The sequence below is a fragment of the Sphingopyxis microcysteis genome (assembly GCF_012274265.1).
GTDB classification, from domain to species: Bacteria; Pseudomonadota; Alphaproteobacteria; order Sphingomonadales; family Sphingomonadaceae; genus Sphingopyxis; species Sphingopyxis microcysteis.
Genome location: NZ_JAANYY010000005.1, coordinates 402,134 through 425,614, shown reverse-complemented (window position 1 = coordinate 425,614; position 23,481 = coordinate 402,134). Strand labels below are relative to the sequence as shown.

At 57.7% G+C, this 23,481-nt stretch carries 19 protein-coding genes; 7 read left to right on the top strand and 12 right to left on the bottom strand.

Annotated features, from left to right (window positions below; translation table 11 throughout):
* Positions 1-40: 40 nt before the first annotated feature.
* Genes G9408_RS15925 through G9408_RS15905 form a run of 5 tightly spaced genes read right to left on the bottom strand, consistent with a single transcriptional unit; the run spans position 41 to position 6,298 of the window.
* On the bottom strand, positions 41-505 hold the full coding sequence (locus tag G9408_RS15925; protein WP_168454891.1) for a hypothetical protein: 465 nt from the start codon (positions 503-505) through the stop codon (positions 41-43).
* Positions 495-3,194 (bottom strand): 2Fe-2S iron-sulfur cluster-binding protein, encoded by a 2,700-nt coding sequence (locus G9408_RS16710; RefSeq protein WP_168454890.1) that lies wholly within the window; start codon positions 3,192-3,194, stop codon positions 495-497. Before G9408_RS16710 ends, G9408_RS15925 begins: the two co-directional genes overlap by 11 nt.
* Entirely contained in the window at positions 3,191-3,454 is a 264-nt protein-coding gene (locus G9408_RS15915) for a sarcosine oxidase subunit delta (protein WP_168454889.1), read from the bottom strand. The genes G9408_RS16710 and G9408_RS15915 overlap by 4 nt, the downstream gene beginning before the upstream one ends.
* Position 3,455: 1 nt before the next feature.
* Positions 3,456-4,709, bottom strand: a complete 1,254-nt coding sequence (locus tag G9408_RS15910; protein ID WP_118074332.1) for a sarcosine oxidase subunit beta family protein — start codon at positions 4,707-4,709, stop codon at positions 3,456-3,458.
* Positions 4,706-6,298, bottom strand: coding sequence for a phytoene desaturase family protein (locus G9408_RS15905; RefSeq protein ID WP_168454888.1), 1,593 nt, complete (start codon positions 6,296-6,298; stop codon positions 4,706-4,708). The genes G9408_RS15910 and G9408_RS15905 overlap by 4 nt, the downstream gene beginning before the upstream one ends.
* A 77-nt stretch (positions 6,299-6,375) precedes the next feature.
* Between G9408_RS15905 and G9408_RS15900 the strand changes: the two genes are divergently transcribed.
* Complete coding sequence (locus G9408_RS15900; RefSeq protein ID WP_168454887.1) at positions 6,376-7,527, top strand: MFS transporter; 1,152 nt, start codon at positions 6,376-6,378, stop codon at positions 7,525-7,527.
* Positions 7,528-7,836: 309 nt separating this feature from the next.
* Complete coding sequence (locus G9408_RS15895) at positions 7,837-9,033, top strand: MFS transporter (RefSeq protein WP_168454886.1); 1,197 nt, start codon at positions 7,837-7,839, stop codon at positions 9,031-9,033.
* Between the two features lie 56 nt (positions 9,034-9,089).
* Here G9408_RS15895 and G9408_RS15890 read toward each other — a convergent pair whose 3' ends face one another.
* Positions 9,090-9,992 (bottom strand): LysR substrate-binding domain-containing protein, encoded by a 903-nt coding sequence (locus G9408_RS15890; RefSeq protein WP_168454885.1) that lies wholly within the window; start codon positions 9,990-9,992, stop codon positions 9,090-9,092.
* 198 nt (positions 9,993-10,190) lie between these two features.
* Here G9408_RS15890 and G9408_RS15885 point away from each other — a divergent pair, with 198 nt between their 5' ends.
* The 5 genes from G9408_RS15885 (at position 10,191) to G9408_RS15865 (ending at position 16,628) form a co-directional block, all read left to right on the top strand.
* Positions 10,191-11,546, top strand: coding sequence for a hydrolase (locus tag G9408_RS15885; protein ID WP_168454884.1), 1,356 nt, complete (start codon positions 10,191-10,193; stop codon positions 11,544-11,546).
* 221 nt (positions 11,547-11,767) lie between these two features.
* Positions 11,768-12,979, top strand: coding sequence for an aspartate aminotransferase family protein (locus tag G9408_RS15880; RefSeq protein ID WP_210423404.1), 1,212 nt, complete (start codon positions 11,768-11,770; stop codon positions 12,977-12,979).
* Entirely contained in the window at positions 12,976-14,418 is a 1,443-nt protein-coding gene (astD, locus tag G9408_RS15875) for a succinylglutamate-semialdehyde dehydrogenase (protein WP_168454883.1), read from the top strand. The genes G9408_RS15880 and astD overlap by 4 nt, the downstream gene beginning before the upstream one ends.
* The gene (locus G9408_RS15870) at positions 14,408-15,697 is read left to right on the top strand and encodes an N-succinylarginine dihydrolase (RefSeq protein ID WP_168454882.1); all 1,290 of its coding nucleotides are present in this window, start codon (positions 14,408-14,410) and stop codon (positions 15,695-15,697) included. Before astD ends, G9408_RS15870 begins: the two co-directional genes overlap by 11 nt.
* A gap of 1 nt (position 15,698) precedes the next feature.
* Positions 15,699-16,628, top strand: a complete 930-nt coding sequence (locus tag G9408_RS15865) for an arginine N-succinyltransferase (RefSeq protein ID WP_168454881.1) — start codon at positions 15,699-15,701, stop codon at positions 16,626-16,628.
* A 285-nt stretch (positions 16,629-16,913) separates the two neighbouring features.
* Here the strand turns inward: G9408_RS15865 and G9408_RS15860 are convergent, their stop codons facing one another.
* From G9408_RS15860 to G9408_RS15835, 6 genes are all read right to left on the bottom strand, one after another.
* Complete coding sequence (locus G9408_RS15860) at positions 16,914-18,056, bottom strand: hypothetical protein (protein WP_168454880.1); 1,143 nt, start codon at positions 18,054-18,056, stop codon at positions 16,914-16,916.
* Entirely contained in the window at positions 18,053-19,204 is a 1,152-nt protein-coding gene (locus G9408_RS15855) for a linalool dehydratase/isomerase domain-containing protein (protein ID WP_168454879.1), read from the bottom strand. Before G9408_RS15855 ends, G9408_RS15860 begins: the two co-directional genes overlap by 4 nt.
* Positions 19,205-19,706: 502 nt before the next feature.
* Positions 19,707-20,804 (bottom strand): cupin domain-containing protein, encoded by a 1,098-nt coding sequence (locus G9408_RS15850; RefSeq protein WP_168454878.1) that lies wholly within the window; start codon positions 20,802-20,804, stop codon positions 19,707-19,709.
* A 22-nt stretch (positions 20,805-20,826) separates the two neighbouring features.
* Positions 20,827-21,474, bottom strand: a complete 648-nt coding sequence (gene maiA, locus G9408_RS15845) for a maleylacetoacetate isomerase (RefSeq protein WP_168454877.1) — start codon at positions 21,472-21,474, stop codon at positions 20,827-20,829.
* Positions 21,471-22,169: a fumarylacetoacetate hydrolase family protein gene (locus tag G9408_RS15840; RefSeq protein ID WP_199558135.1), complete on the bottom strand. Its 699-nt coding sequence runs from the start codon at positions 22,167-22,169 to the stop codon at positions 21,471-21,473. The genes maiA and G9408_RS15840 overlap by 4 nt, the downstream gene beginning before the upstream one ends.
* 50 nt (positions 22,170-22,219) lie before the next feature.
* Positions 22,220-23,419 (bottom strand): FAD-dependent monooxygenase, encoded by a 1,200-nt coding sequence (locus G9408_RS15835; protein ID WP_168454876.1) that lies wholly within the window; start codon positions 23,417-23,419, stop codon positions 22,220-22,222.
* Positions 23,420-23,481: the final 62 nt, after the last annotated feature.

Genomic DNA, 23,481 nt, shown 5'->3' with positions numbered 1-23,481 from the left:
TGATGCCGGGGCGGCTTCTGCAACACCCCACAGCGCAGCCTCATTGCGAGTCACGAGGTAGATCCTGCCAACATGGTGCACCGCGATATGAGCGGGGTATCAAAAGGGTCACTAGGCCATTCTGACAAAACGCCATGACATCGACTTGGCCAATCTGCATTGGCCTGGCCTCTTCTCCCCGCAGCAACACAGCAGAATGCGTCGCCAGCTGCACGCTATCGACATTGTGAACGGCAACGAAGCTGTCGGAGACATCGGTGATGATTGCGGGTGCCCCGGCAAGCTGCAGCTTCATCGCAGCAGCACGATCGGCCATACCGGATGCAGAGCCCAGCAGTAACCAGTCACACCGGCTGGTGCGCAGCCCCAGACAGGTGGACGTGTCGCCATGCAGGTCGCCGAAATCGGGCAACTGGCAGTTGAAGCAGCCTTCTATCGGGCTTTTCAACTCCGGATGATGAGCCAGATCAACCGACAAACGAATAATTGAGAGGTCAAGTGTCAAGCCGACCTCCTTCGCGGTCATAGGCGACCGTCTCTGAAATCCTGGCCTGCCACCTCTTCCCCAGCGAGACGATTTCGACGATTTCACCAAGGCGCCGCTGCCCCTGCTCGACCAATCCCAAGGCAACGCCCCGTCCCAGCACGGGGCTGAACTGGCTGCTCGTAACGAATCCTCCGCTCTGCCCACTGGGAGCCCGCACATGACCACCTACCGGCAATATCCCGCCGCAAAGCGAGGTCAGGCCCACCAGTTGCTTACGATTTGGCGATAAGGATGAGCGGCGCGTCAGCGCTCGCCGCCCAAGGAAATCGCTCTGCTTTTTGGCGATGGCTCCGCCAAAACCGATATCACCGGGCTGGGTCTCGCTGTCGGTATCAGTTCCAACATGAATGTAGCCCTTTTCGATACGCAAGATTTCGAGTGCCTCGATCCCATAGGGCACCAATCCATAGGGCTTGCCAGCCGCCATCAGCGCATCGCCCATCTGCACCGCCTGCCCCGCTGGCACCTGGATCTCGTAGCTCAACTCACCAGAAAAGCTCACGCGCTGAATACGTACTTCCGATCCGTCGAGTTGTCCCTCTCGGACGGACAAGTGTGGAAAACGCTCACTTGAGAGAACAAAACTGGGCTGCAATGCCTCGAGCACATTTCGTGCGTTCGGGCCCGCAACAGTCCAGACAGCATATTGCTCAGTCACGTCTTGAACGACAACATCCATCGGCCATTCGCATTGAAGCAGATCCTCCAGCAGGCGGACCATCCGGTCAGCGAAGGCACTGGACGGGCTGAGCAGGAAACTCCCGTCTTGGAGACGAGCATAGACCCCGTCATCCAGGATCGTACCGTTCTCGTTGAGGACAAGCCCGTACCGGATTCGCCCGGGCTTGAGCGTCGAGGGGGTGCCAACATAGACCCGGTCGAGGAACGCTGCAGCTTCGGGGCCGGCCACGAGAATTTTGCCAAGCGGCGAACCGTCAAAAAGACCAACGCCACTTCGGACCGCTGCGGCTTCACGCTCAGCTGCCGCCTGGATGTCTTCCCCGCCAACCGGATATGCCGCCGGCCTTTCCCATCCAAAATCCTCGAACACAGCACCTTCGCGTACATGCCATTCGTGTGCGGGCAGATACCGACGGGGTCGGAAGCGTTCACCGCGTAGATCAGCACCGATCAGACCAAAGGCTGTAGGAACGAAGGGCGGACGAACCTTGCTTGCGGACAGCGTTCCGGGTTCCGCGCCGATGGTCTCCGCCAGGATCATGGCGCCGGGGACCGAGCTCAGCTTTCCTTGGTCGACGCCCATTCCCAACACAGTGTAGCGCTTGAGATGCTCAACGCTTCGATAGTTTTCGCGGGCCGCCAGCTTGATGTCTGCCACGGTCACATCGGTCTGAAAATCGACGAACATGGTCTTTTCATCCCCGCCGTGGACAGTCCAGATGGGCTCCGCCTCAATCGGTTCGGGGCCTGCCCATTCGACATTGGCAACCAACCCATCCGGCTGGAAACTCTGACTGCGCTCGTTGAACTTCGTCTGACCGCCAGCCATGGTCCACAGTTGGGAAGCAGGGTTCCAGCCTCCCGAGACCCCGACAAAGTCGCACGCGAGACGACTCAGGCCATCCGGCTTCTCTATGGTGACGCCGGTGACGCGTCCGCGCCCATGGGCCGACCGGACTAATGACGAAAAGAATAGATCGATTCCGTGCGCACGAGCGCGATGGGCAAGTTCGGGCAGCACCTGCGGCCTTGCATCGACAATGGCGCGCACCCCTACACCACACTGCGCAGCTTCAATAGCGGACCGCCAGCCCAGATCGTTGTTAACGAAGAAAATGCCGGATCGACCCGGCGCCACCGCATAGTCCGCGACATATCTGCCGATCGCACCGGCGAGCATGATGCCGGGCAAGTCGTTGTTCGCAAATGCGATGCCGCGCTCTTGCTTGCCCGTCGCGAGAATGATCTGCTCAGCCCGGATGCGGTGGATTACCCGACCTTCCGATGCGGCCAGCACAAAACCATGATCCCAGATTCCAAGAGCTGCAGTCTTTTCAAAGGTCCGGACACCTTCAAGGCTTGGAAGACCCTGATCCAGATCGACAAGCAATACCGATTTGCCGTCTCGCGCTGCCTGTGCCGCAGCGGCCAACCCCCTTCTGCCTCCACCTATCACTAGCAGATCACATTCCACATGACGCGCTTCGTAGCGCTGCGGATCGGGCACGACCGGCACCTTGCCAAGTCCGGCGGCGCGCCGAATCAGCCATTCGAACCAGTGCCAGTCCGGCCACATGAATGTCTTGTAGTAGAATCCGGCAGAGAACAGTCCGCGGAGACGATCATTCACGCCAGCAATGTCCCAGGTCAGTGAAGGCCAGGCATTGATGCTCCGGGCAACCAGCCCTTCCTCCAGAGCGATCATGGTGGCCTGCACGTTGGGAATGGAGGATATGCCGTGCTCAAGTTGAACCAGTGCGTTGGTTTCCTCGCAGCCGGCTCCCACGATACCGCGTGGTCGATGGAGCTTGAAGCTCCGTCCGACAAGCTGCACGCCGTTGGCGAGCAATGCCGACGCCAGTGTATCGCCCGCAAGGCCTGCATAGCGCTTGCCATTGAACGAAAAGTCGATGGACTGGCCGCGATCGATCCTGCCGCCGCCATGGGAAAGTCGGTAACCGGTCACGGCCGCGCAACTCCCATTACGTAAACCGCTACGACCTCGTGAGTTTCAGTATGCCGGATCAGATTGAACCAGACCCCGCAACCGTGCACATGGACCCATCGCTCGGCATGCTCGCCCTTGGGGTTAGCGCGCAGGAAGAGATACTCCTCCCAAGCCTGGTCGTCGCAGTCCAGCTCTGGTCGGTCGAGATGGGCTTCGCCGCCATAGGCATATTCGCGCTCGTCGCGCAGGCCACAGTTCGGGCAGGCAATCCGCATCATGTCAGTGTTCAATCCCGGCTGCCGCAGCTTCGTCGATGAGCGCGCCATCCCTGAAACGCTGGAGTCCGAAGGCGGTGGTTAGCGGATGGGGCTCATCCTTCGCGATCAAGTGCGCAAAAGCCTCACCGCCGGCAGGGATCGCCTTGAACCCGCCTCCGCCCCAGCCGACGTTCAGATAAATCCCCGGTACCGGACTGCGGTCAATGATCGGCGAGCTATCGGCCGTGTAGTCAACGATTCCAGCCCATTGGCGCAGGAGGCGCAGACTACTGAAGGTCGGAACAAGCTGGACGATGCCGGCAAGCACTTTTTCCATTGTCGCTGCGCTTCCGCGCTGGGCAAAGGACGGATAGGGATCGATGCCGCCACCGCACACAATGCCGCCCTTGTCCGACTGGCTGCAATAGCTTCCGATCACGGCTGAACCGATCACGGTGTGCAGGACGGGCTTGACCGGTTCGGAGACAAAGGCTTGGAGCCCATAGCTGGCGACAGGCAATCGGAAACCGGCCATCTGCGCGACCACTGACGAATGACCGGCCGTGGCGATCCCCACCTTGGTCGCACCAATGAAGCCTTTACTTGTTTCGACGCCCTGCACGCCGCCGCTGATGTCCCGACGGAACCCGGTGACTTCGGTATTCTGAAGGATGTCGACACCCAGGGCATCGGCTGCCCGTGCATAGCCCCAGGCTACCGCGTCATGCCGGACAGTCCCTCCTCGTTTCTGGCGCATGGCCCCGTAAATGGGAAACCTTGCATTAGGATCGCCATTCAGGACAGGACAGAATTTGAGCACTTCCTCCCGTCCGAGCAGTTCGGCATCGATCCCGTTCAACTGCATCGCGTTCACAATTCGGCGCTGAAAATCGACCTCGTGCCGGCTGTGCGCGAGATTAAGGATTCCGCGGGCGGAATACATGATGTTGAAATTGAGCTCCTGCGAAAGGCTGGCATAGAGACGGAGCGAATGGTCGTAGAAGTCGGCGCTTTCCTTGTAGAAATAGTCCGAGCGCACGATGGTCGTGTTGCGGCCGGTGTTACCGCCGCCGAGCCACCCCTTATCAATCACAGCAATGCGTCCAGGCCTGTAGTGCTTGGCCAGATGGTAGGCGGTCGCAAGGCCGTGGCCGCCAGCTCCGATGATAATCACATCGTAGCTGCTCGCCGGTTCGGGGGAGCGCCAGACCGGATCCCAATCCGTATTTCCACCAAGCCAGTTCCTGAGAAGCGCGAACGCCGAATATCGGCTCATCGGCGCAAATCCTTCAGAATGACTTGTGCTGAATTCCGGCCAGGAGCTCCCGTCACGCCCCCACCGGGGTGCGTGCCCGCGCCGCACAGATACAAACCGGCCACAGGCGTGCGGTAGCCCGACCAATCGGGGTGCGGGCGCATGAAGAACAACTGGGCGAGATTGAGATCCCCGTGGAAGATGTTGCCTTCGGTCAGTCCGTAGGTGCGCTCCAAATCCAGCGGTGTGATGACTTTACGTGCGACGATGCTGCCAGGGACGTTGGGCGCGACCCGGCCAATCTGTTGCACCACCTGATCGCCGAGGGCTTCACGTCGCGAGTCCCAGTCCCCCTCTCGCAGCCGAAAAGGAACATACTGGACAAAGCAAGTGAGCATGGTGCGGTCCGACGGGCAGAGCGTGGGATCGACCAAACTTGGAACCACGCAATCGACCCACAGCTCGTCTGCCACTTCGCCGAACTTTGAGGCATCATAGCAGCGCTGCATAGCCTCCATGCTGCCCATGACCGAAAAGACCGCGCGTTCCGCCGGAGTGGCGTCGAGCGACATGCCCCTGATCGAAGGTGGCTCGCTCAGGACCATGTTCACCTTGGCCGAAGGACCGGCCATTTTGATGGCGGCGATGTCCGATCGAAATGTCGGGTCGAGATGTTCCGCGTCGACCAACCCAAGGAACGTTCGCTTTGGGTCCGCATTCGACACGACCGCCTTGGCGTGAAACACTCGGCCATCGACCAGCTCGACGCCGGATGCCCGCCCGCCCTTTACGTAGATCCGCGCAACCTCTGCATTCGTGATGATTTCGGCGCCAAAGCCCCGGGCAGCGTTGGCCAGCGCATCGCTGACTGATCCCATCCCCCCGATAACATGGCCGCTGAAGCCCTGGATGCTATTATCACCACCGCCCAACAGGTGGAACAACAAGCCTAGGGTCGAGCCCGGATCATATGGCCCCCCATGCTTGCCGTAAACGTTGTTGGCCAGAAAGAGCCGGTGCGTCTCCTCGCTTTCGAAGTGTCGCTCGAGAAATTCGGCGAGGGAACCGGTCAGAAACCGCGTCATCGATGCAATTTCATCTCGCGAGATTCCCCAGAATTGGCGGGCCATTGATGCCAATTCCCCGAGCCGGTCGACCAAGCTCCCGCTCAGAGCCGGCGGAGGCTTGAGAAAGAACGGCTGCAGGTAGCGAGCGAGCGCCTTGAGTTGATGCTCGACCGCTACGAAGTTGTCGGCATCCTTCTGACTGTAGGTCCGAAGGCTTGCCGCAGTCCGCAACGGATCGGACCAAAGCGTCACGAGGCCCTCATCGGATGTCGGCACGTTTAGCGCAGGGTCGCATGCGACCATTCTCAGGCCATGGTCGGCGAGTCCCAGCTCCTTGACCACGGCGGGGGTAAGCATGCTAGCGATATACGAGCAAAATGACACACGGCACCCCGGCATCACTTCTTCGGTCACGGCAGCCCCGCCCACAATTTGGCGACGCTCGAGGACAAGAACTCGCGCACCCGAACGGGCAAGATATGCGGCCGCCGTCAGACCATTGTGACCACCGCCTACCACAATTGCATCGAAAAAATCGGTCACGTGACTCGCCTGCCCTCTGGACTCTCGGAACAACCCGTCTACCATACACTAGTGTTTGGAGTTCGGAAGGTCAAAATTTGCTTGGACGTTTCGCCACGATTTCGGGAATGCTCGCAGGATCGCTGATTGCCGAGATCGGCGGCTATACGATGCCTTTTGTGGTTGGCGGCATAGTCAGGGCCTACGCGATACCTGAGGGCTGGATCGGCTTCATCATTGCGGGGCAGATTGCCTGTGCATCGCTGGTATCGATTGGACTAGCCCCGTACCTGTTACATCTTGACCGAAGAAAGCTAGCTTTCGCCGGTGCGCTTCTGGTTTTGGCTGGCTATGCTGGCTCAGCTTCGAGCCATGGCGCGGAATTCCTTGTTGTATCACGCTTGATCGGGGGCATCGGCGAGGGCCTGCTCTATGCAGCAATCGCCGCAACGGCTGCGGAAACTGCCAATGCGGATCGAACGTTTGCTCTGATCTGGGTCGCCGTCGTCGGATTAGCCGTTATACTTTTTGTCACGTTGCCACTCTTGCCTGATTGGGCTGGTCCACGCGGGACCTTCGTTGCTTTGGGCATTGTTGTATTGCTCCTCATCCCCTTGCTCCGCAACATCCCTCCGCGAGCACAAATGGTCGACTTGGCGGCGACGAGACGAATTGCTTCCATCGAAGCCCGCACGGTTACGCTGGGCTTTGTCGCTGCACTTCTCGCTATTCTGGCAAACGGGTATTATTACTTTGTCGAAGGTATCGCCCAATCTATCGGTGTGACCGAAGCTCAAGCCGGCTATGCAATGGCTATCTCTGCTACTTGCGCTCTAGCCGGACCTGCCTTGGCGCATCGGCTTGGCACCCGGTTCGGAAGGACACCACCGTTGGTGCTTGGGTACCTGATAACTGGCTTAGGCGCCTATGCGGTTACCCATTCGGGCGACCAGACAATGCTTACAATTGCCATGTGCGTGTCCGGCACTGCCTATGTCTTCACTCTGCCATATCTTCTCGGCCTTGCTGCCGCCTCGGGTGGAGCGCCGCTCGCCGCGGTTGCGCGTGGAGGTCAGGGAATCGGAAGCGCATCAGCACCTGCGATTTCAGGGCTGATCCTGCTGAACGGAGGAACGTATCAGCAAATCGGAGCCTTGGCGCTTGGCTGTGCTGTATTGGCTCTGCTCCCCCTACTTCTCTTCAGCAGGTCAATTGCCTCCAATTCCATTGCAGCTGGAGGCGACAGATAAGCCCAGGCTTTTTGGCTAAGCCGATCCATCAATCTGCAACGGGCTTCGGGCCGACTGTGTCGGCAAATCCGAGAGTGAGACGGAATTGCAGAACATGTCCGAAGGAACTGGACGCAGGGTCCCTGACGGAATGGCGGAAGGCATTGCGGCAATGGGTATTTTGAGAATCAGAAGAACTTGCTGTCGGCTTACCAAAGTGATTTCACCAAGTGCATTCGGACACGAGGACATCGCGAAACGCTCCCGTTCTGAACACTCTGCTTACTGACATGCAAGATACGGGGGGCAGGCTTGCGCAGGTCAATCACAATGCTGGTATTGGGCAGCGCAGGTACCACGCTGTTTCTGTTCCCGTTCCTGCATGAAATCTATTACGATCCCCTGCGTCTCGCTCTCGGCCAAACGAATGTGCAGATCGGCAGTCTTTCGTCGGCATATGGCCTGGCATCACTAATCGGCTACGTCCCGGGAGGCTGGCTTGCTGACAGGTTCAAGCCTCGCACTCTGCTTCCGATCGGGTTGATCGGAACCGGCATAGGTGGAGCGTTTTTCGCTTCGTTTCCGTCCTATCCATTCACCCTTCTCCTCTACGTGCTTTGGGGCGCCATGACCGTTGTGTGCTGGAGCACAATGATCCGCGCAACACGCGAATGGGCGGTCGCCGGGAGCCAGGGCCGCGCCTTTGGCCTGCTCGAAAGTGTCCGCGGCGTTACAGAAGGCGCTATTGGAGCGGCCGGAGTCGCGGTGTTTGCTTGGGCGGGAAGCACAAGCGGCGCGCTCGGCACGGTCATCATCGGCTTTGCCGTTCTGAACATCGCACTTGGGATCATCGCGTTTTTCACGCTCGACCGCGCAGCACCGAGCGGCGCGAAATTGCAGGCAGCATCTTACAGCGGATGGCGGGAATTGCTCCCAAATCCAGACCTATGGCTGATCTCGCTGATCGTCTTGAGCAGCTACACTGCCTACACGGCGCTCTATTATTTCACGCCCTATAGTTCGAGCATGCTGGAACTGTCGGTTGCGGCGGCAGGTGCCATTGCGGTTGGGAAGATTTGGCTCAAGCCAGTTGCAGCCATGGCGGCCGGCTTTGCAGCCGACCGTTGGGGAGTTTGGCAGACGGTGGTGTTCGCCTTCGCCATCCTCGTTGCAAGCATGATGATCTTTGCGATATCTCCGGGAACCGCAAAAAATGCCCCCATCATGATCGCAAACCTTGCATGCGCATCGCTGGCTGTCTTCGCGATCCGAGGGGTCTATTTCGCGCTGATCGAGGAGTGCCGGATTCCCGAATCGAGCACTGGCTCAGCAACCGGTCTGATTTCGTTGGTCGGCTTTACGCCCGACATCTTCGTGCCCCCAGTTGCAGGTTTTCTCCTGGACAGTTTCCCAGGCGAGAGCGGCTACCGGATGCTCTTCGGAATCGTCGCATTGGCATGCGCGATGGGCTTGGCGACAACCGCTATGATCGGTCGGCGAGTTCGCTCGCGTACCCAGCAGGCGTAGCATGCGATGGGAAACCACACATAATGGGTATAGGCTTCAGGAGCGGCGGACCGACACTAGGCCTGATGACCGCTGGCCTCTCCGCAAATGAAATCCCGGACCTGTCTGACGGCCTGCTTCTCCAGATTTTCCTTGGGGTAGACCAAGTAGTAGCTGCGGTCCTCGTCCAACGGGATGTCGAAAGGAACAACCAGACTGCCAGATTGAAGCTCGGCCTCGATCAAAAAAGTTGGCAACAAGGCCGCGCCGGCTCCCGCAGCAACAGCCTGGGCTAACATCAAAAAGTGGGCCACACTGGTGGTGCTGGGAGGCTCCTCGTAAGGGACGGAAACAATTTCGAACCAGCGCTTCCAAGCATCCTTACGTCGCGACTGGACGAGCAGAGGGATGTTTCGGAGGTCACTCGGCGAGCGGATTGCGCGATCACGGACGAGCGCTGGAGCCACCACAGGTACGACACGTTCGCTGAAAAGGAGGTCATGTTGGGCATTCGGCCAGTCTGCTTGGCCGACATGGACAGCCAGATCGAAAGGCTCGACAGCAAAGTCGAATTCTTCAGATCGCGCGGAGATGTTTACCGTGAGGTCAGGGTGGAGAGCAGATAGCCGACTCCAGCGCGGCGCGAGCCAACGCATGCCAAAACTGGGCAAGGTTGCAATTTCGACGATCCGCCCCCCAGGCGTGCTCATCAACTTGCCCGTTGCCCGTGCGATACGCCGGAGGGCAGGTTCGATTTCGCCCAGATAGGTCGTTCCCGCAGCATTCAGCACAACATTGCGTCCAACCCTGTCGAACAACTCACAACCGACCCAGCCCTCGAGCGAGGCAATCTGCCGGCTTACCGCGCCCTGTGTGAGGCCAGTTTCCCTTGCCGCTTGAGAAATCGTGCCGTGCCTCGCTGCAACAACGAACCCCAGTAGCATGGGGAGAGGTGGAAGATGCTTGCGAGTCGATTCCATTCACAAACCCCATATATCAACGAAACGAAGTCGCTTGTGTTCTGGCTCCTGATTGCCGATCTCAATCAAAGGTTCAATCGCGGAGCCATAGCCCTTGATTTGACATCCATGCTTGGGACTGAAGTGCGACTCACTGAGCGGCGTTACCTGACCAATCATGTGGGGGCCGCATAAGGGAGGAAAAGCATTGCGGGCGCCATGTTGCAACAAAGCCGCCCCATAACGGCAAAGGCAAGTTGGAGATTGATTGTGGAGCAATGGCCATCCTGCACTCGACGGTTCCAGATCAGCGATGCCGATCAAGCAGTCCTGGATGCTGTCGCGAAGACAGGGCCGAACTTGGTTGTTCGTGCGATCGAGTGGTCGGAGATAAACAGCGGGAGTTCCAACCTGCTGGGGCTGGCCACAATGGCTGATTGCCTATTCGAAGTCCTAAGTGCCTTTGATGGTGATCTTGAAGCCATTTCGCTTGACGAAGCACTGCAGATAAACACGCGAGGCGAGGTTTGCGCTACACCGGCAGGGCAATCCCTCCTACTCCGATTGCGCCCCGAAGCACCCGTTCAGGTCGCGTTGACCGGACATTACGACACGGTCTTTCCCGCTGACAGTCCGTTTCAGGCAGTTCGACCGCTTGCCGATGGTCGCATCAACGGCCCCGGAATCGCCGACATGAAAGGCGGCATCAGTGTCATGCTGGGTGCGCTCGCCGCATTCGAGCGCCACCCGCTAGCTTCGCAGCTGGGCTTCCAGATGCTTCTGTCCCCTGACGAAGAGACGGGCTCGATGGGCTCAGCCGCCTGGCTAGCCGAACTTGGTCGGAACTGCCACATAGGGCTTACCTACGAACCTACACTTGCAGATGGCTCCCTTGCTTCGGCAAGAAAGGGGTCGGGGAACTACCACATCGCAGTCTTTGGGCTGGCCGCGCACGCCGGTCGTGATTTTGCCAGCGGTCGAAACGCGCTGGTCGCAGCTGCGCGTATTGCTACGAAGCTCGCAGATCTCAACGGAGTCCGGGACGGCGTCACCATCAATGTAGGTCGCATCGATGGGGGTGGTGCGCTGAATGCGGTCCCGGACCGTGCCGTGCTGCGACTGGACGTGCGAGTCCCTGACAAGGCGGGTGCGATCTGGATCGACGAGCAGGTGCGCATTGTGACCGGCGCAATGGAAGGAGGCGGCATTTCCGTTCAAGTCCATGGCGGGGTGCATCGTCCGGCAAAGCCATTCTTCAACGCCCAGGAGGTCCTGTTTAGCCAGGTTCGCGAGTTGGGCGCACTACTTGACCTGTCAATCGGCTGGAAGCCATCAGGTGGCGTCTGCGAAGGCAACAATCTGCTTGCGCAGGGGCTCCCGGGAATCGACACACTAGGCGTTCGGGGTGGCGACATTCATAGTGAACAGGAGTTCGCCTGGCCTGAAAGTTTCGCAGAGCAGGCCCGGCTTTCGGCACTGATACTCTGCAAGCTTGCATCCGCCGAGATCGATGCACCCGCCTTGCGTGCACAACTGATCTCCGAGCAGGAAAATGATGGACTGTCAGCCGACTGACTGGAGGACTGCACCATCTCGTCGTGTGACCAGGCAGGGTAACGCCGCTGATCACTTGTTTGCTTGCCGAGCCTCGTCAGTAACGCAACGTCAGCAAGCGAACCACCTCCGAGAGACGGTCCAAACATTCCCTTTGGTAATTAATGCCAGCCTCTTTTTCGCTATTATCCAGCGAATGTTGGCATATTCTCATTACCTCAACTCGGTAAGGGGCTGCGAATATGATCTCTTCGGTGATGCCGGTCTATGCACCCGCGCCTATTGCACCCGTAAGGGGTTTCGGAAGCTGGTTGTTCGATGAGAATGGTTCAGAATGGCTCGACTGCATCGGGGGGGTCGCCGTCAACGCCTTGGGTCATTGCCATCCTGCACTTGTGGATGCATTGCAACGCCAGTCGGAACGCCTTTGGCATGTTGGCAACGGCTTGCAAATTCCCGGACAATCCCAGCTGGCAGAGCGCCTGATCGCCGCCACATTTGCAGATACGGCCTTTTTCGCCAACACTGGTACCGAGGCGATCGAATGCGCGATCAAGACTGCGCGCCGCCATTTTTCGGTCAAGGGCAATCATGAACGCGTCGACATCGTCGGCTTCCAAGGTTCGTTTCACGGCCGCACTTTCGCCGCGTTGAACGCTGCCGGCAATGCGGCCTATCTCGACGGCTTCGGCCCGCCAATGCAGGGCTTTTGTCATGCTGCCTTCGACGAAGTCGCTGCCTGGGAGAAACTGGTAGCATCGCCCAGCACAGCGGCCGTGATCGTCGAACCCGTGCAGGGCGAAGGAGGCGCGCGAGCGCTCGATCCCGAGAAGTTGCGACACCTTCGCCGAGTCTGCTCGCGCAATGGCGTACTGCTTATCTTTGACGAAGTGCAGTGTGGAATGGGGCGCACCGGTCGTCTTTTTGCTCATCAGTGGATCAAGGACTGCGAGCCAGACATCATGGCTATTGCCAAGGCCCTTGGCGCAGGCTTTCCAGTCTCTGCCTGCCTCGCAACTGCGCAGGCCGCGATCGGTATGACTATTGGATCACATGGTTCGACATTTGGCGGTAATCCGCTTGCGATGGCCGTCGCGATCGCGGCCTTCGATGAGATAAGCAACGCGGAAACTCTCGATACCGTGAACCAGCGCGCTAAAGAATTCCGTGCCGGCCTTGAATCCATAACCGCTCGCTATCCGCACATAGTGCGCGAGATCCGTGGGCTCGGCCTCCTGATTGGTGTGCAGCTAGCAGTCGTCAATCGGGAGTTCATCAATCTTGCGCGCCAACAGAGACTCTTGATCACGGGTGGCGGAGACAATGTCGTGCGCCTCTTGCCGGCTCTCACCATTTCAGCACAGGAAGTGCGCGAGGTCCTCATTCGGTTCGAGCAGACCTGTGAGAAGGCAAGCGAACTACTTGCTGTTGACGCATTGCAGGTCGCAGTATGACTAATTTCCGATCAGTGTGCCCGGCGACGGGAGAAACAGTTTGGGAAGGAAGGTCGGCGGGCCCGAAGGAAGTCGCTCTGGCCGTCGAACGTGCGAGGCGATCCTTCGATGGCTGGTCCGCTACGCCACTTTTCGAGCGAATTCGGCTCGTCGAGCGATACCGGCAGATGATATCGGATCACGCAGAACGGCTTGCTGCGGCAATCGGCCGTGAGACCGGAAAGCCTTTGTGGGAAGGCCGCCAAGAAGTCGCATCCATGGCCAACAAGGTCGCGATTTCGATCCAGTCCCTTAGCGAGCGCGCTGACGAGTCCGAGCGGGAGGCCGCATTCGGCCGGTCGGTGCTGCGCCACAGGCCGTATGGTGTAATGGCCGTCTACGGCCCATACAACTTTCCTGGCCATCTTCCCAACGGGCACTTCGTTCCGGCGCTCCTTGCGGGAAACACAATTGTCTTCAAGCCGTCGGAGGAAGCGCCCCTCGTTGGCGAAATCATTGATGGTCTGTTGCAAGAGGCTGGCCTGCCGGATGGTGTTTTCAACATTGTGCAGGGCGGGCGCGACACCGGCATCGCCCTCGCCGAATCCCGGATCGATGGCCTACTCTTTACTGGTTCGGCCGCTACCGGCGCACACCTTCGGCGCCAGTTCGTTGATCGTCCAGAAGTCATTCTTGCGCTCGAGCTCGGCGGCAACAATCCCCTGATCGCTTGGGACGGGATGCCGGACGCGGCAGCCTCAATCGTCGTGAGCTCCGCTTTCATCTCGGCCGGGCAACGCTGCTCGTGTGCGCGTCGCCTCATTATCCCGAAGGGTAGCGTCGGTGACGCAACGCTTGCAGCTGTCGTCGACTACGCGCAGCGTTTGTCGATCGGCAGCTGGGACGAAGCTCCGGAGCCAGCAATGGGACCGCTGGTATCCGCTCACGCTGCCGATCGTGTGCGCGCCGCCTATGATGCGCTGGTGGCATCCGGGGCGCGCGTGGTTTTGCCCTTGCTATCCCCGCCGGATCGTTCGGGTGCATTTTTGCCTCCCGCAATCGTCGACGTAACGGACATGGAAGTCCCTGACCGGGAAATCTTCGGCCCACTTCTCCAGGTCATGCGAGTGCCTGACTTCGACACCGCTATCCGCGTCGCCAACAATACCGCCTTCGGACTGGCGGGGGGGCTGATCTCTTCAGATCAATCCTTGTGGGATCGCTATGCGCTTCGCGCACGCGTCGGTGTGTGCAACTGGAACAGGCCCACGACCGGCGCCGCCGCGACGATGCCGTTCGGCGGGCTGGGTGCCTCGGGCAATCACCGGCCAAGCGCCTTTTACGCGGCTGATTATTGCGCCTATCCGGTCGCCAGCTTCGAAGCAGAAGCGGTGATCGACCAAACCAGCGACATTCGCGGCCTGCGATCAGCCCGAAGGGATCATTCCAATGGTGCGTGAAGTCAATTTTGACGGTCTGGTCGGCCCGAGCCACAATTATGCGGGCCTCTCGTTCGGAAATGTCGCTTCTGCGCGGAATGCCGGCGTGGTCTCAAGCCCTCGAAAAGCGGCCATCCAAGGGATTGGCAAGATGCGGCGAATGCTCGGGCTTGGCCTAACACAAGGCCTGCTGCTGCCGCATGACCGCCCTTTCGCTCCGTGGCTACGAGATCTTGGTTTCGCAGGCAGCGACGATGACGTCTACTCCGCCGCCTGGGCAAGCGATCCGGCATTGCTGACGAGTGTGTTCTCCGCATCCCCGATGTGGACCGCAAATGCAGCGACCGTCTCGCCCGCCCCCGACACGCGCGACGGGCGTTGCCACCTGACAGTCGCAAACCTTTCGTCGATGCTCCATCGCAGCATCGAGGCACAACAGACTGTGCGACAACTTCGGCTGGCATTTCCCGATAAGCGTCTGTTCGCCGTACATGACCCGCTTCCCGCAAGACTAACAGACGAAGGAGCCGCCAATGCAATGCGGCTAACAGCCAGTCATGGCGAACACGGCCTCGAGATCTTCGTTTACGGTGTTTCAAGCGGCAGGTACCCCGCCCGGCAGAATCGGATCGCGGGGGAAGCCGTGGCTCGGCGCCATGGCCTGAGCGCCGAGGGGCAACTCCACGTCCAACAAAGTGCTGCGGCGATAGAAGCCGGTGCCTTCCACAATGACGTGGTGGCGGTCGCGAACGAGAATGTCTTGTTGACACACCAACAGGCCTTCGAGGATCGCGACCAAGTCCTCGAAACCATCCGCATGCGAGTACCTTCGGTCCAGATTATCGAGGCGCCTTCGGATCGAGTATCACTTGCAGATGCGGTGGGTTCCTATCTGTTCAACTCGCAACTGGTCACACTGCCTTGCGGCGGAATGGCCCTGGTCGTACCGGGCGAATGCCGAGAGAACTCTGCTGTGTGGAAATGGTTGAACGATAGCGTGGTGGGCCAAGGCGTCATCACACGATTGGAAATCGTCGAGGTTCGCGAATCCATGCGTAATGGAGGAGGCCCTGCTTGTTTGCGCCTACGGGTTGCCATGAGCGAGGGCACGCTGGCTGCCGTCGACAAGAGGTTCCTCGTTGACGAAAGGATCTGTGACAGGCTCGAGAGAGCCATAGAAGAACATTGGCCGGAGAGAATTGCCGAGTCCGACCTGGCGGACGCCGAACTCTGGGCAGAATGCCGTGCTGCACGCGGAGCACTGCTGAAAATGCTCGGCTTTGGAATTGGGGAACTCTGATATGACGCACCAAGTGCGCATGGCATGCAAGAATGACGTGGATGCATTGCTGGAACTGGCGGCATTGACCGCGGGCGGCCTCACCAACTTTCCTCATGACCGGGGTGTACTGGCGGAACGAGTAGCGTGGAGCGAGCAATCCTGCGGCGTCATTATCGATTCACCGCAGGATGAATTCTATCTGTTCGTCCTTGAAGACACTGAGACGGGCCGAATTGTTAGAACCTCGAGCATTTACTCGAAGATCGGGGTCCGATGGCCATTCTACAGCTACAAGCTGAGCCGAATATCCCATGTTTCCAATGGCACTGGCCGACATTTCTCGACTCATATTCTAACACTGGTCAATGATTTCGATGGCGCTTCGGAAGTGGGCGGGCTATTTTTGGCGCCACAAGCCCGATCCGCGGGGCTGGGACAACTTCTCTCGCGCAGCCGCTACCTCTTTATTTCTCAACACAGGGAGAGATTTGGAAGCACTATAGTTGCTGAAATGCGCGGCTGGCTAGATGGAGCCATCTCACCATTCTGGGAGGCCGTTGGCCGAAAATTCTTTGACAGTGAATTTCATGCTGCCGACCTATACAATGCGACCCAAGGCAATCAGTTCATTGCCGATCTCATGCCTAAATTTCCCATATATACTGCGCTCTTGCCACTCGATGCGCAGTCTGCGATCGGGCGTCCTCACGTAGACGCAGTTCCGGCAAAGGCAATGCTTGAAGCCGAAGGATTTGTTTACGACGGCTATGTCGACATCTTCGATGCAGGTCCCACGCTTCATGCCCGCATTGACCAGTTGCGTACGATTACCGAATGCCGCCTCGCAGGCGACGGCCTGGAATTACCGCTACCTGGCCGCAATCAGCGCCTGCGTGCCAGAAATTCTGGTCCCGAATTCACGGTAAGCCTCGAAGCGCTGGAATCGTAGCGCAACTGTTCAACCCCTTGTGCAATGCACCAGGTGATCGCCTTCGAAGGGATTGGCAGAACGCGGCAAGGCGTCCGATACTCAATCCCTTCGTTGTCCGATCTTGGGATGCTGGAGTCAGGACCTACGAATCTGGCGTCTGGTCTGCATCTGCTGCGAAGCCTTCACATCAAGCATCGTCTCATACCAGCGTGCTGGGATGGTGACGCATCACACGCTGGAAATGCTCAAGCGCCGCACGGGCTTAAGCAGAATGCGATGAGTCAGGCTCATCGCATTCTGGTATCAGCGGACCACATTATAGTCTTTGTGGTAGCTCTGCGCCCAATCTTTTTCAACAAGCTGCTTCCAGCCGACATGGCACTGGGCCAGAAGGTTAAAGTATGAAACCAATGGTCCGCCCTCCCCCAGCTGATCATAAAATATCTTAGCCTCTATACGCTTCGGCTCTAAAACTTCATAAGTGCGATTATTCAGTAAATTGAAAAATTTGACATCTTGCATCTCTTTAGCCAACCAAAGAGCTGCAAAAATATCCTCTAGTTGAAAACCAAGAGGTGTTACGAAAGACTGTCCAGACTTCCCTTTCAACGCCCCTAAATTGATCCGCATCAATTCGTCAGAAAATGCAAACTTGAACTGCTCCCAAAGCGCTTCCGCTTCCTGCGGCCTGAAATAATGCATCAGGTTAAGTGCCAATGCATTGGATCTTGGTCGAATATTTCTAGAGATCCAAAATGACTCTCTATTCAATTCCTGCTTATCGAAACCAAAACTGCCAGTTTGCAGTGATTCGAAGAACAGTCCTGATTGATCATCGCGTAACAGAACGCCTATACCGTCCAAAATTTTGTCATTATCGTAAGAATAAGTTGTCCCATGAATCTTATCATGAATTTCAAATGCAAGCATCGTCAGTAGATTTGGAAACATTTCGAACCTACCGGTCACAGTTTCAAGCGCGAAAATATTTTGCGCAGATTGGTAATTGTTAATGATCTTTCCTTGTATTGCTTCGATGAATGCGCGAGATTTTTCATCGAATTGCCCCCTTCCGCTGACCAATCGGTAGAATTCATACGACAGGGCGCTCAGGACGACGCGGACATTTTCAGAATCGTACATATTCAATGGGTTGGAAAGATTTGGATTACAGATATTTTTTGCGGTCAGGTTAAGATTATACTCAACCTCTCTGGTTCTGAACGGGTCAATATAGGCTACAGATGGCAAAGTCAGGGCCATGAAGCCCATGGCCTTGTAAAAAGCGACCCCCGAACCAGGAACGTGACAGACGTGGCAATTATTGTAGCAAGCCAGGTCCAGGTCGAACAGAAGCGTCCTGTAATGCGCCTCAACTTGATCTGTGAACCGCCCGTCTTCAACCATCGCCCAGATGTCTTGGCGCGAAGCCTCTGCACCGATCATGACAACACCGCCCGATGCCGGGCCCTCAGCGCGCTCCAATCATGCTGAAAGACCGCGTTCCACGATTCGTGAAGGGCGCCCCATAGGATGTAGCTGTTGGCGTGATGCTCTTCCCCATTTGTCACTTCGACGAGGCGGACCCTTCCGTCGACATACGCAATACCAGACGTCTTACCCAGGTACTTCATAAAACCAGCCCAAAGGTCAGGGTCCTGATACTCCCTCGCCAAGCCGAGCGCATATAGAAGCCCGAAACTCTCCTCCAGCCCCATGGCGGGATCGGAGGCATGGACACATTCCTTGAGGTAGAGCGCGCCATCCGGTTGCTGCGCAACGAGCAGACGCTTGAAGTTCTCATAGCCGGTCTGCATGTCTGCCGGATTGGTATAATGCAATTGGGTCAGTCCCCAGGTGTTGCAAGCGCCGGACAGATAGGCTTCAGCCTGGTCATGGGAGGGATGATACTTGTACAGTATCATCTTGGTCACTGGATCACTGATCCTGTCTGCAATGAAATCAGCAACTCTTTTTCCATATTCATTGTAGTAATTTGTTCCAAAAATTAAGTCATGTATCGACATGCCGATGACTATCTGGGAATTACATACAGGAAAATATTGATCATCTTCGCAAACTATACCTTCAAATCCCTCATTTTCTCTATTTTCATTCAACTCATTTTTCATTATAGCTGTTAGCTGAATGTATTCCCTCTCAAATTCCTGCGATCCGGTAATGAGCTGATACAAGCCGTACATGACGTGCAGATGCGCCTTGTACATGATATTCCGGCAGCATATCGGATCTGGCCCATGGCCGTACTTGACCCATTCGTCCCAGATCGGCGTATCTTTGAACAGTAGTATTGATTTCCTCAGACAGATTGAAGCTTCCGCGTACCGGGCTTCCTCAACCATGATCACCGAGGGGATCGAGTATGTCGCGAATGCCAGCGGGTATTTCCACCACCCATGCATGTTGCGGTCCCACGGAAATGCGGCATTGTCCCAACCACCCTCGAACGTGGCATCGATCCGGTCCCGGTGGAAGTTCCAGATCATCTCGGCGAAATGGCTGAGTTTTCCAGCCCGCTTTTGCAAAAAGATATCCGCAGCAATGCTGTCGAAATCTGTGATTTTCTCAGCCATATTAAATCACCAATCCAATAAGTTGGGAGGACTTGCAGGGACAACGAAAACCGTCCTCGACTGCGAATCCATGGAATGGAACAACATTGTGAAAAGGCGAACTATGACCACGCAGCTGTCGATCACCGAAGCGCTGGTTTGGGTCGCCACCTCAACAGCGCGTCCTTTCCGCCAACCAACCTTTCCAAACACTGGTGTATGGTAGCACCATGGCACCAAGAGTCCAGTAGGATCAGGATGCCTTCTTGCACTTTGGCATATCAGGATCAGGCGCAGACTGGTCATTCGGACCTACTTTGAAGAACGGCAATGATGCTCGAAGCATTCCGCTTGAGGATTGCTGCCGCCTCTCAATACTGCTCACGTTCCGGCGACATCGAGCCTTGCCCGCTTTGCCCCGAGAGCGGCACAGCTGCTCGGGTGAGAAGTCGGATCGATGGTCTTGTGGATCAAACGCGCAACCGTTCGATACCGTGTCGTTGCTCGAGCGAAAATGCCAAGCTCACGCGTCGACCCAACTTCGCATAAAGCCCAGCTTTTCCATGATGGGAGCATCCGAAAAGCGGAACAGATCGAAGCCTGTCTCGGCCCGCAACGACCAGGGGATCCACGACGGGACGACAAACATGTCCCCTTTTTCCACACTGTGCGTTTCGCCATCCATAACAACCGCGCCGTTGCCTTCGAAGACTTGGAAGACGGTCGAACCGACGTCACGTCTCATTTTTGTCTCGGTGCCCTCGCGCAAACGGTGAAATTCAAGGCGGATTGTGGGCATAACGTCTCCGCCCGTAGTTGGATTGATGTAACGAATTGCGGCATGGCCTGGGGCAACCGTGGCCGCATACCCCTCCGCCTCGAGCGCGAGTTGCTGCGTCAAGGCTGCGTCGGTATGCGCCCACCGGTAGGCACCGATAGGCGAGCTGACACTGTCCTTGAGCTGCGAAAGCGGGCGCAGTCCAGGATGACACCAGAGACGCTCGCCCCGGCTGAATTCTGGTGTTTCGAGGCACGTAAGTTTGTCTGAACCAAATTCGAAAAAGCCAACGTCCATCTGCTGGCTGAACGGGATGTCGAGCCCATCGATCCAGGCCATAGACTTATCGGTGACGTTCTGGTGGCCGTGAAAGTTGCCGCCGGGCGTTAACAGCAAGTCGCCTCTGCTCATTCGTACTGGATCGCCATTGACCACGGTCCAGACCCCTTCTCCTTCGACAACGAAGCGGAAGGCGTTCTGGCTGTGACGGTGCTCAGGTGCGACTTCACGTGGGCCTAGATACTGGATCGCTGCCCATAATGTAGGGCTGATATAGGCATGGGGAGCAAGGCCCGGATTACTCAGCCCGATCGCGCGGCGTTCGCCTCCCCGCCCAACGGGTACCAGTTCGCCCGAACGTTCAGCCAGTGGGAGCAGTTTTGACCATTTCCAGACGTGCGGCACCGCTCTGGACTTGGGATGAACCGGCATGAGGTCGCCAAGCTGGGTCCACAGGGGTAACAGGCTCTGCTTTTCGAACCCGCGATATAGCTCGCGCAGCTCGGGCGTGTCATCCGGCTGCATAGCATGGTCGACTGTGCTGTGATCGAGCGCTTCACTCATGATCTTGCTCCTGCAATTTTGGTCATTCGGCATCGGGCTGGTTGGGTGGCGCCGCATTGCGAAAGGCTGGGAGGCCGTCTAAGTCCGAAAAAATTCGTGCAATTGTCGGCCAGGTTTCAATCGGAATCGAAAAGCGCTGATTATTCCAGATTTGGCTGTAAAGGCAGATGTCAGCGAGCGTTGGAGCATCGCCATGGCAGAACTGGCCCGTCTCCCGACTGCCGGCCAGCATGGCTTCCAGCGGCTCGAACGTCGCCGTTACCCAATGGACGAACCATTGCGCCACCGCATCGTCGTCAGCGTCGAACTGCGTGCCTAGCCGGTTCAGAACGCGCAGGTTGTTGAGCGGGTGGATCTCGAAAGCCACCATATAGGCCAATGACCGGACCCGCGCCCGCCCGAGCGGGTCGGTCGGGAGCAGGGGGGGATCGGGGTAGGTTTCGTCGAGCCATTCGATGATGGCCAGCGACTGGGTCAGAACCGTGCCATCTTCCAATTCAAGCGCCGGCACGAGCCCTGCTGGATTTAGTGCCAGATATTCTGGGCTCCGGTGTTGATTCTTGCGCAGGACATAGGCCACATAATCATATTCCAGCCCCTTGAGGTTGAGAGCCACGCGCAAGCGGGTCGAGGTGGACGACCTGAAGAAGTTGTGCAGGCGAAGTGTCATTCGCGTGGGCCAATCTTGGTGATCAGGTCTCCAAGGCCCTCAATCGAGACGGTGCAAACATCTCCCGGGACAAGCGGGCCAACCCCCGCAGGCGTACCGGTCATGATCAAGTCGCCGGGCTTTATCGTCACCGAGTGCGACAGGATCGAGACGATTTCTGGCACTGACCATATGAGTTCGGCAAGGTTTGCATCCTGCTTGACCGCGCCATTCACCGTCAGCCGAATCGACCCGCTGTCCGGATGGCCCACTTCGTCAACCGGATGGATGGGACCAATGACGGCCGAATTGTCAAATGCCTTACCCCAATCCCAAGGACGCCCCTTCTCGCGCGCCTGGATCTGAAGGTCGCGACGCGTCAGGTCGTTGCCCACGGCATAGCCCCAAATATGTAGCGGGCTCGCCTCCACTGACAGGTTGCGCCCTTCTGTGCCAATCGCGACGACCAACTCAGCCTCATAGTGGAAATTCTCCGTCAACGGCGGATAGGCAATCGTGGCACCATCTTGGACGACTGCATCGGCCGGTTTGGTGAAGAAAAAGGGGGCCTCGCGGTTCGGATCGAAGCCCATCTCTCGCGCATGTTCGGCATAATTGCGTCCTACGCAAAAAATACGGCGGACGGGAAAAACCTGCCGCGATCCGGCGATGGGAACGAAGCTGGATGGTTGGGGCGGAAAGGAATAGTCGATCATGGAATTCCCCAAAATGGTTTGTCGGTGGTGGCAACGCGCGGCAAGAATAGTCACGCCGTTTCGGCACCGATCGGCACGGTGAGCGGATTGTAGTTGTAGAGCCACAAGCCACGGTCTCTTGCCGGATCCTTCCGCGCGAAGGCCTCGCGAAATTCGTCGTGGGTCTGAAAATGGAAAAGCCGCGCGTGTTCGGTGCTTTCATTGACTATCCGCGCGGTGCGCTCGATACGGGCCTTCTCATAGCCTCGCAGGGCCTCGGCCAGGTCGTCGAATTCGTTCAACGCGCGCATCAAAACGGCCGCGTCCTCGATCGCCATCACCGCTCCCTGCGCCATGTATGGTAGCGTCGGGTGCGCGCTATCTCCAAGCAGGGTGACCCGTTCGGTGCTCCAGAATTCCAGGCGAGGCCTGTTGTTAAGCGCCCAGCAGAAGCAATTATCCTTGTCCGCTGCGTCGATCATTGTCTGCACATCTTGATGGAACCCGACAAAATCGGCCTTCAGGTCGTCCCAGGGTGCCTTGATTGCCCAGCCCTCCTGCGTCCATTCAGGTTTTTCGACACAACCGACGAAATTGAGCAGCTTGCCGCCGTGGACCCAATATACAACCATGTGCTTGTCTGGCCCCATCCAGTTTACAAAAATAGGTGGCTGGAAATCAGGCGGCAGCTTCTCGACGGGTACCATGACCCGCCACGCGACGTTACCGGTATAGCGGGCCGGTTCGAGGCCATGCATCTGTGCCCGCACAACCGACTTGATGCCATCCGCACCGATCAGCAAGTCGCCGCTCGCCATAGTGCCGTCAGCAAAGTAGAGGGTCACGTTGTCAGAGCCTTCCTCATAGCGCTCAAGCGCCTTGCCAAGATGGATTGCAGAGGGCGCCAGTTCACGGACTCTGGCTTCCAGGATGCCTAGGATATCGGGCCGGTAGACATGAAGATATGGAGCACCGAACCGTTCTTCGTGACTGTCGCCCAGCAGGATCTGGCTGACAATCTCCGCCGTGTCGTGCAGGCGGAACTCCGTTCTGAGCGGTCGCACGGACACAGATGCAAGCCGCTCGAGTACGCCTAAGTGGCGCAGAACATGTGTGGCATTGGCACTAACCTGAATGCCGGCTCCGACTTCGCCAAGTTCGAGCGCCTGCTCGAAGACCTGGACGTCATGTCCAGCAAGGAGAAGCAGCCCAGCGGCCGTAAGTCCGCCGATGCCACCGCCCACAATAAGTACTCTGCGTCGCTCGCTCATCAGATGGTCCTCGGTAGAAATGTTGCCATGATAGCTCGTGACATTGCCGCCCGGTCGTCCGG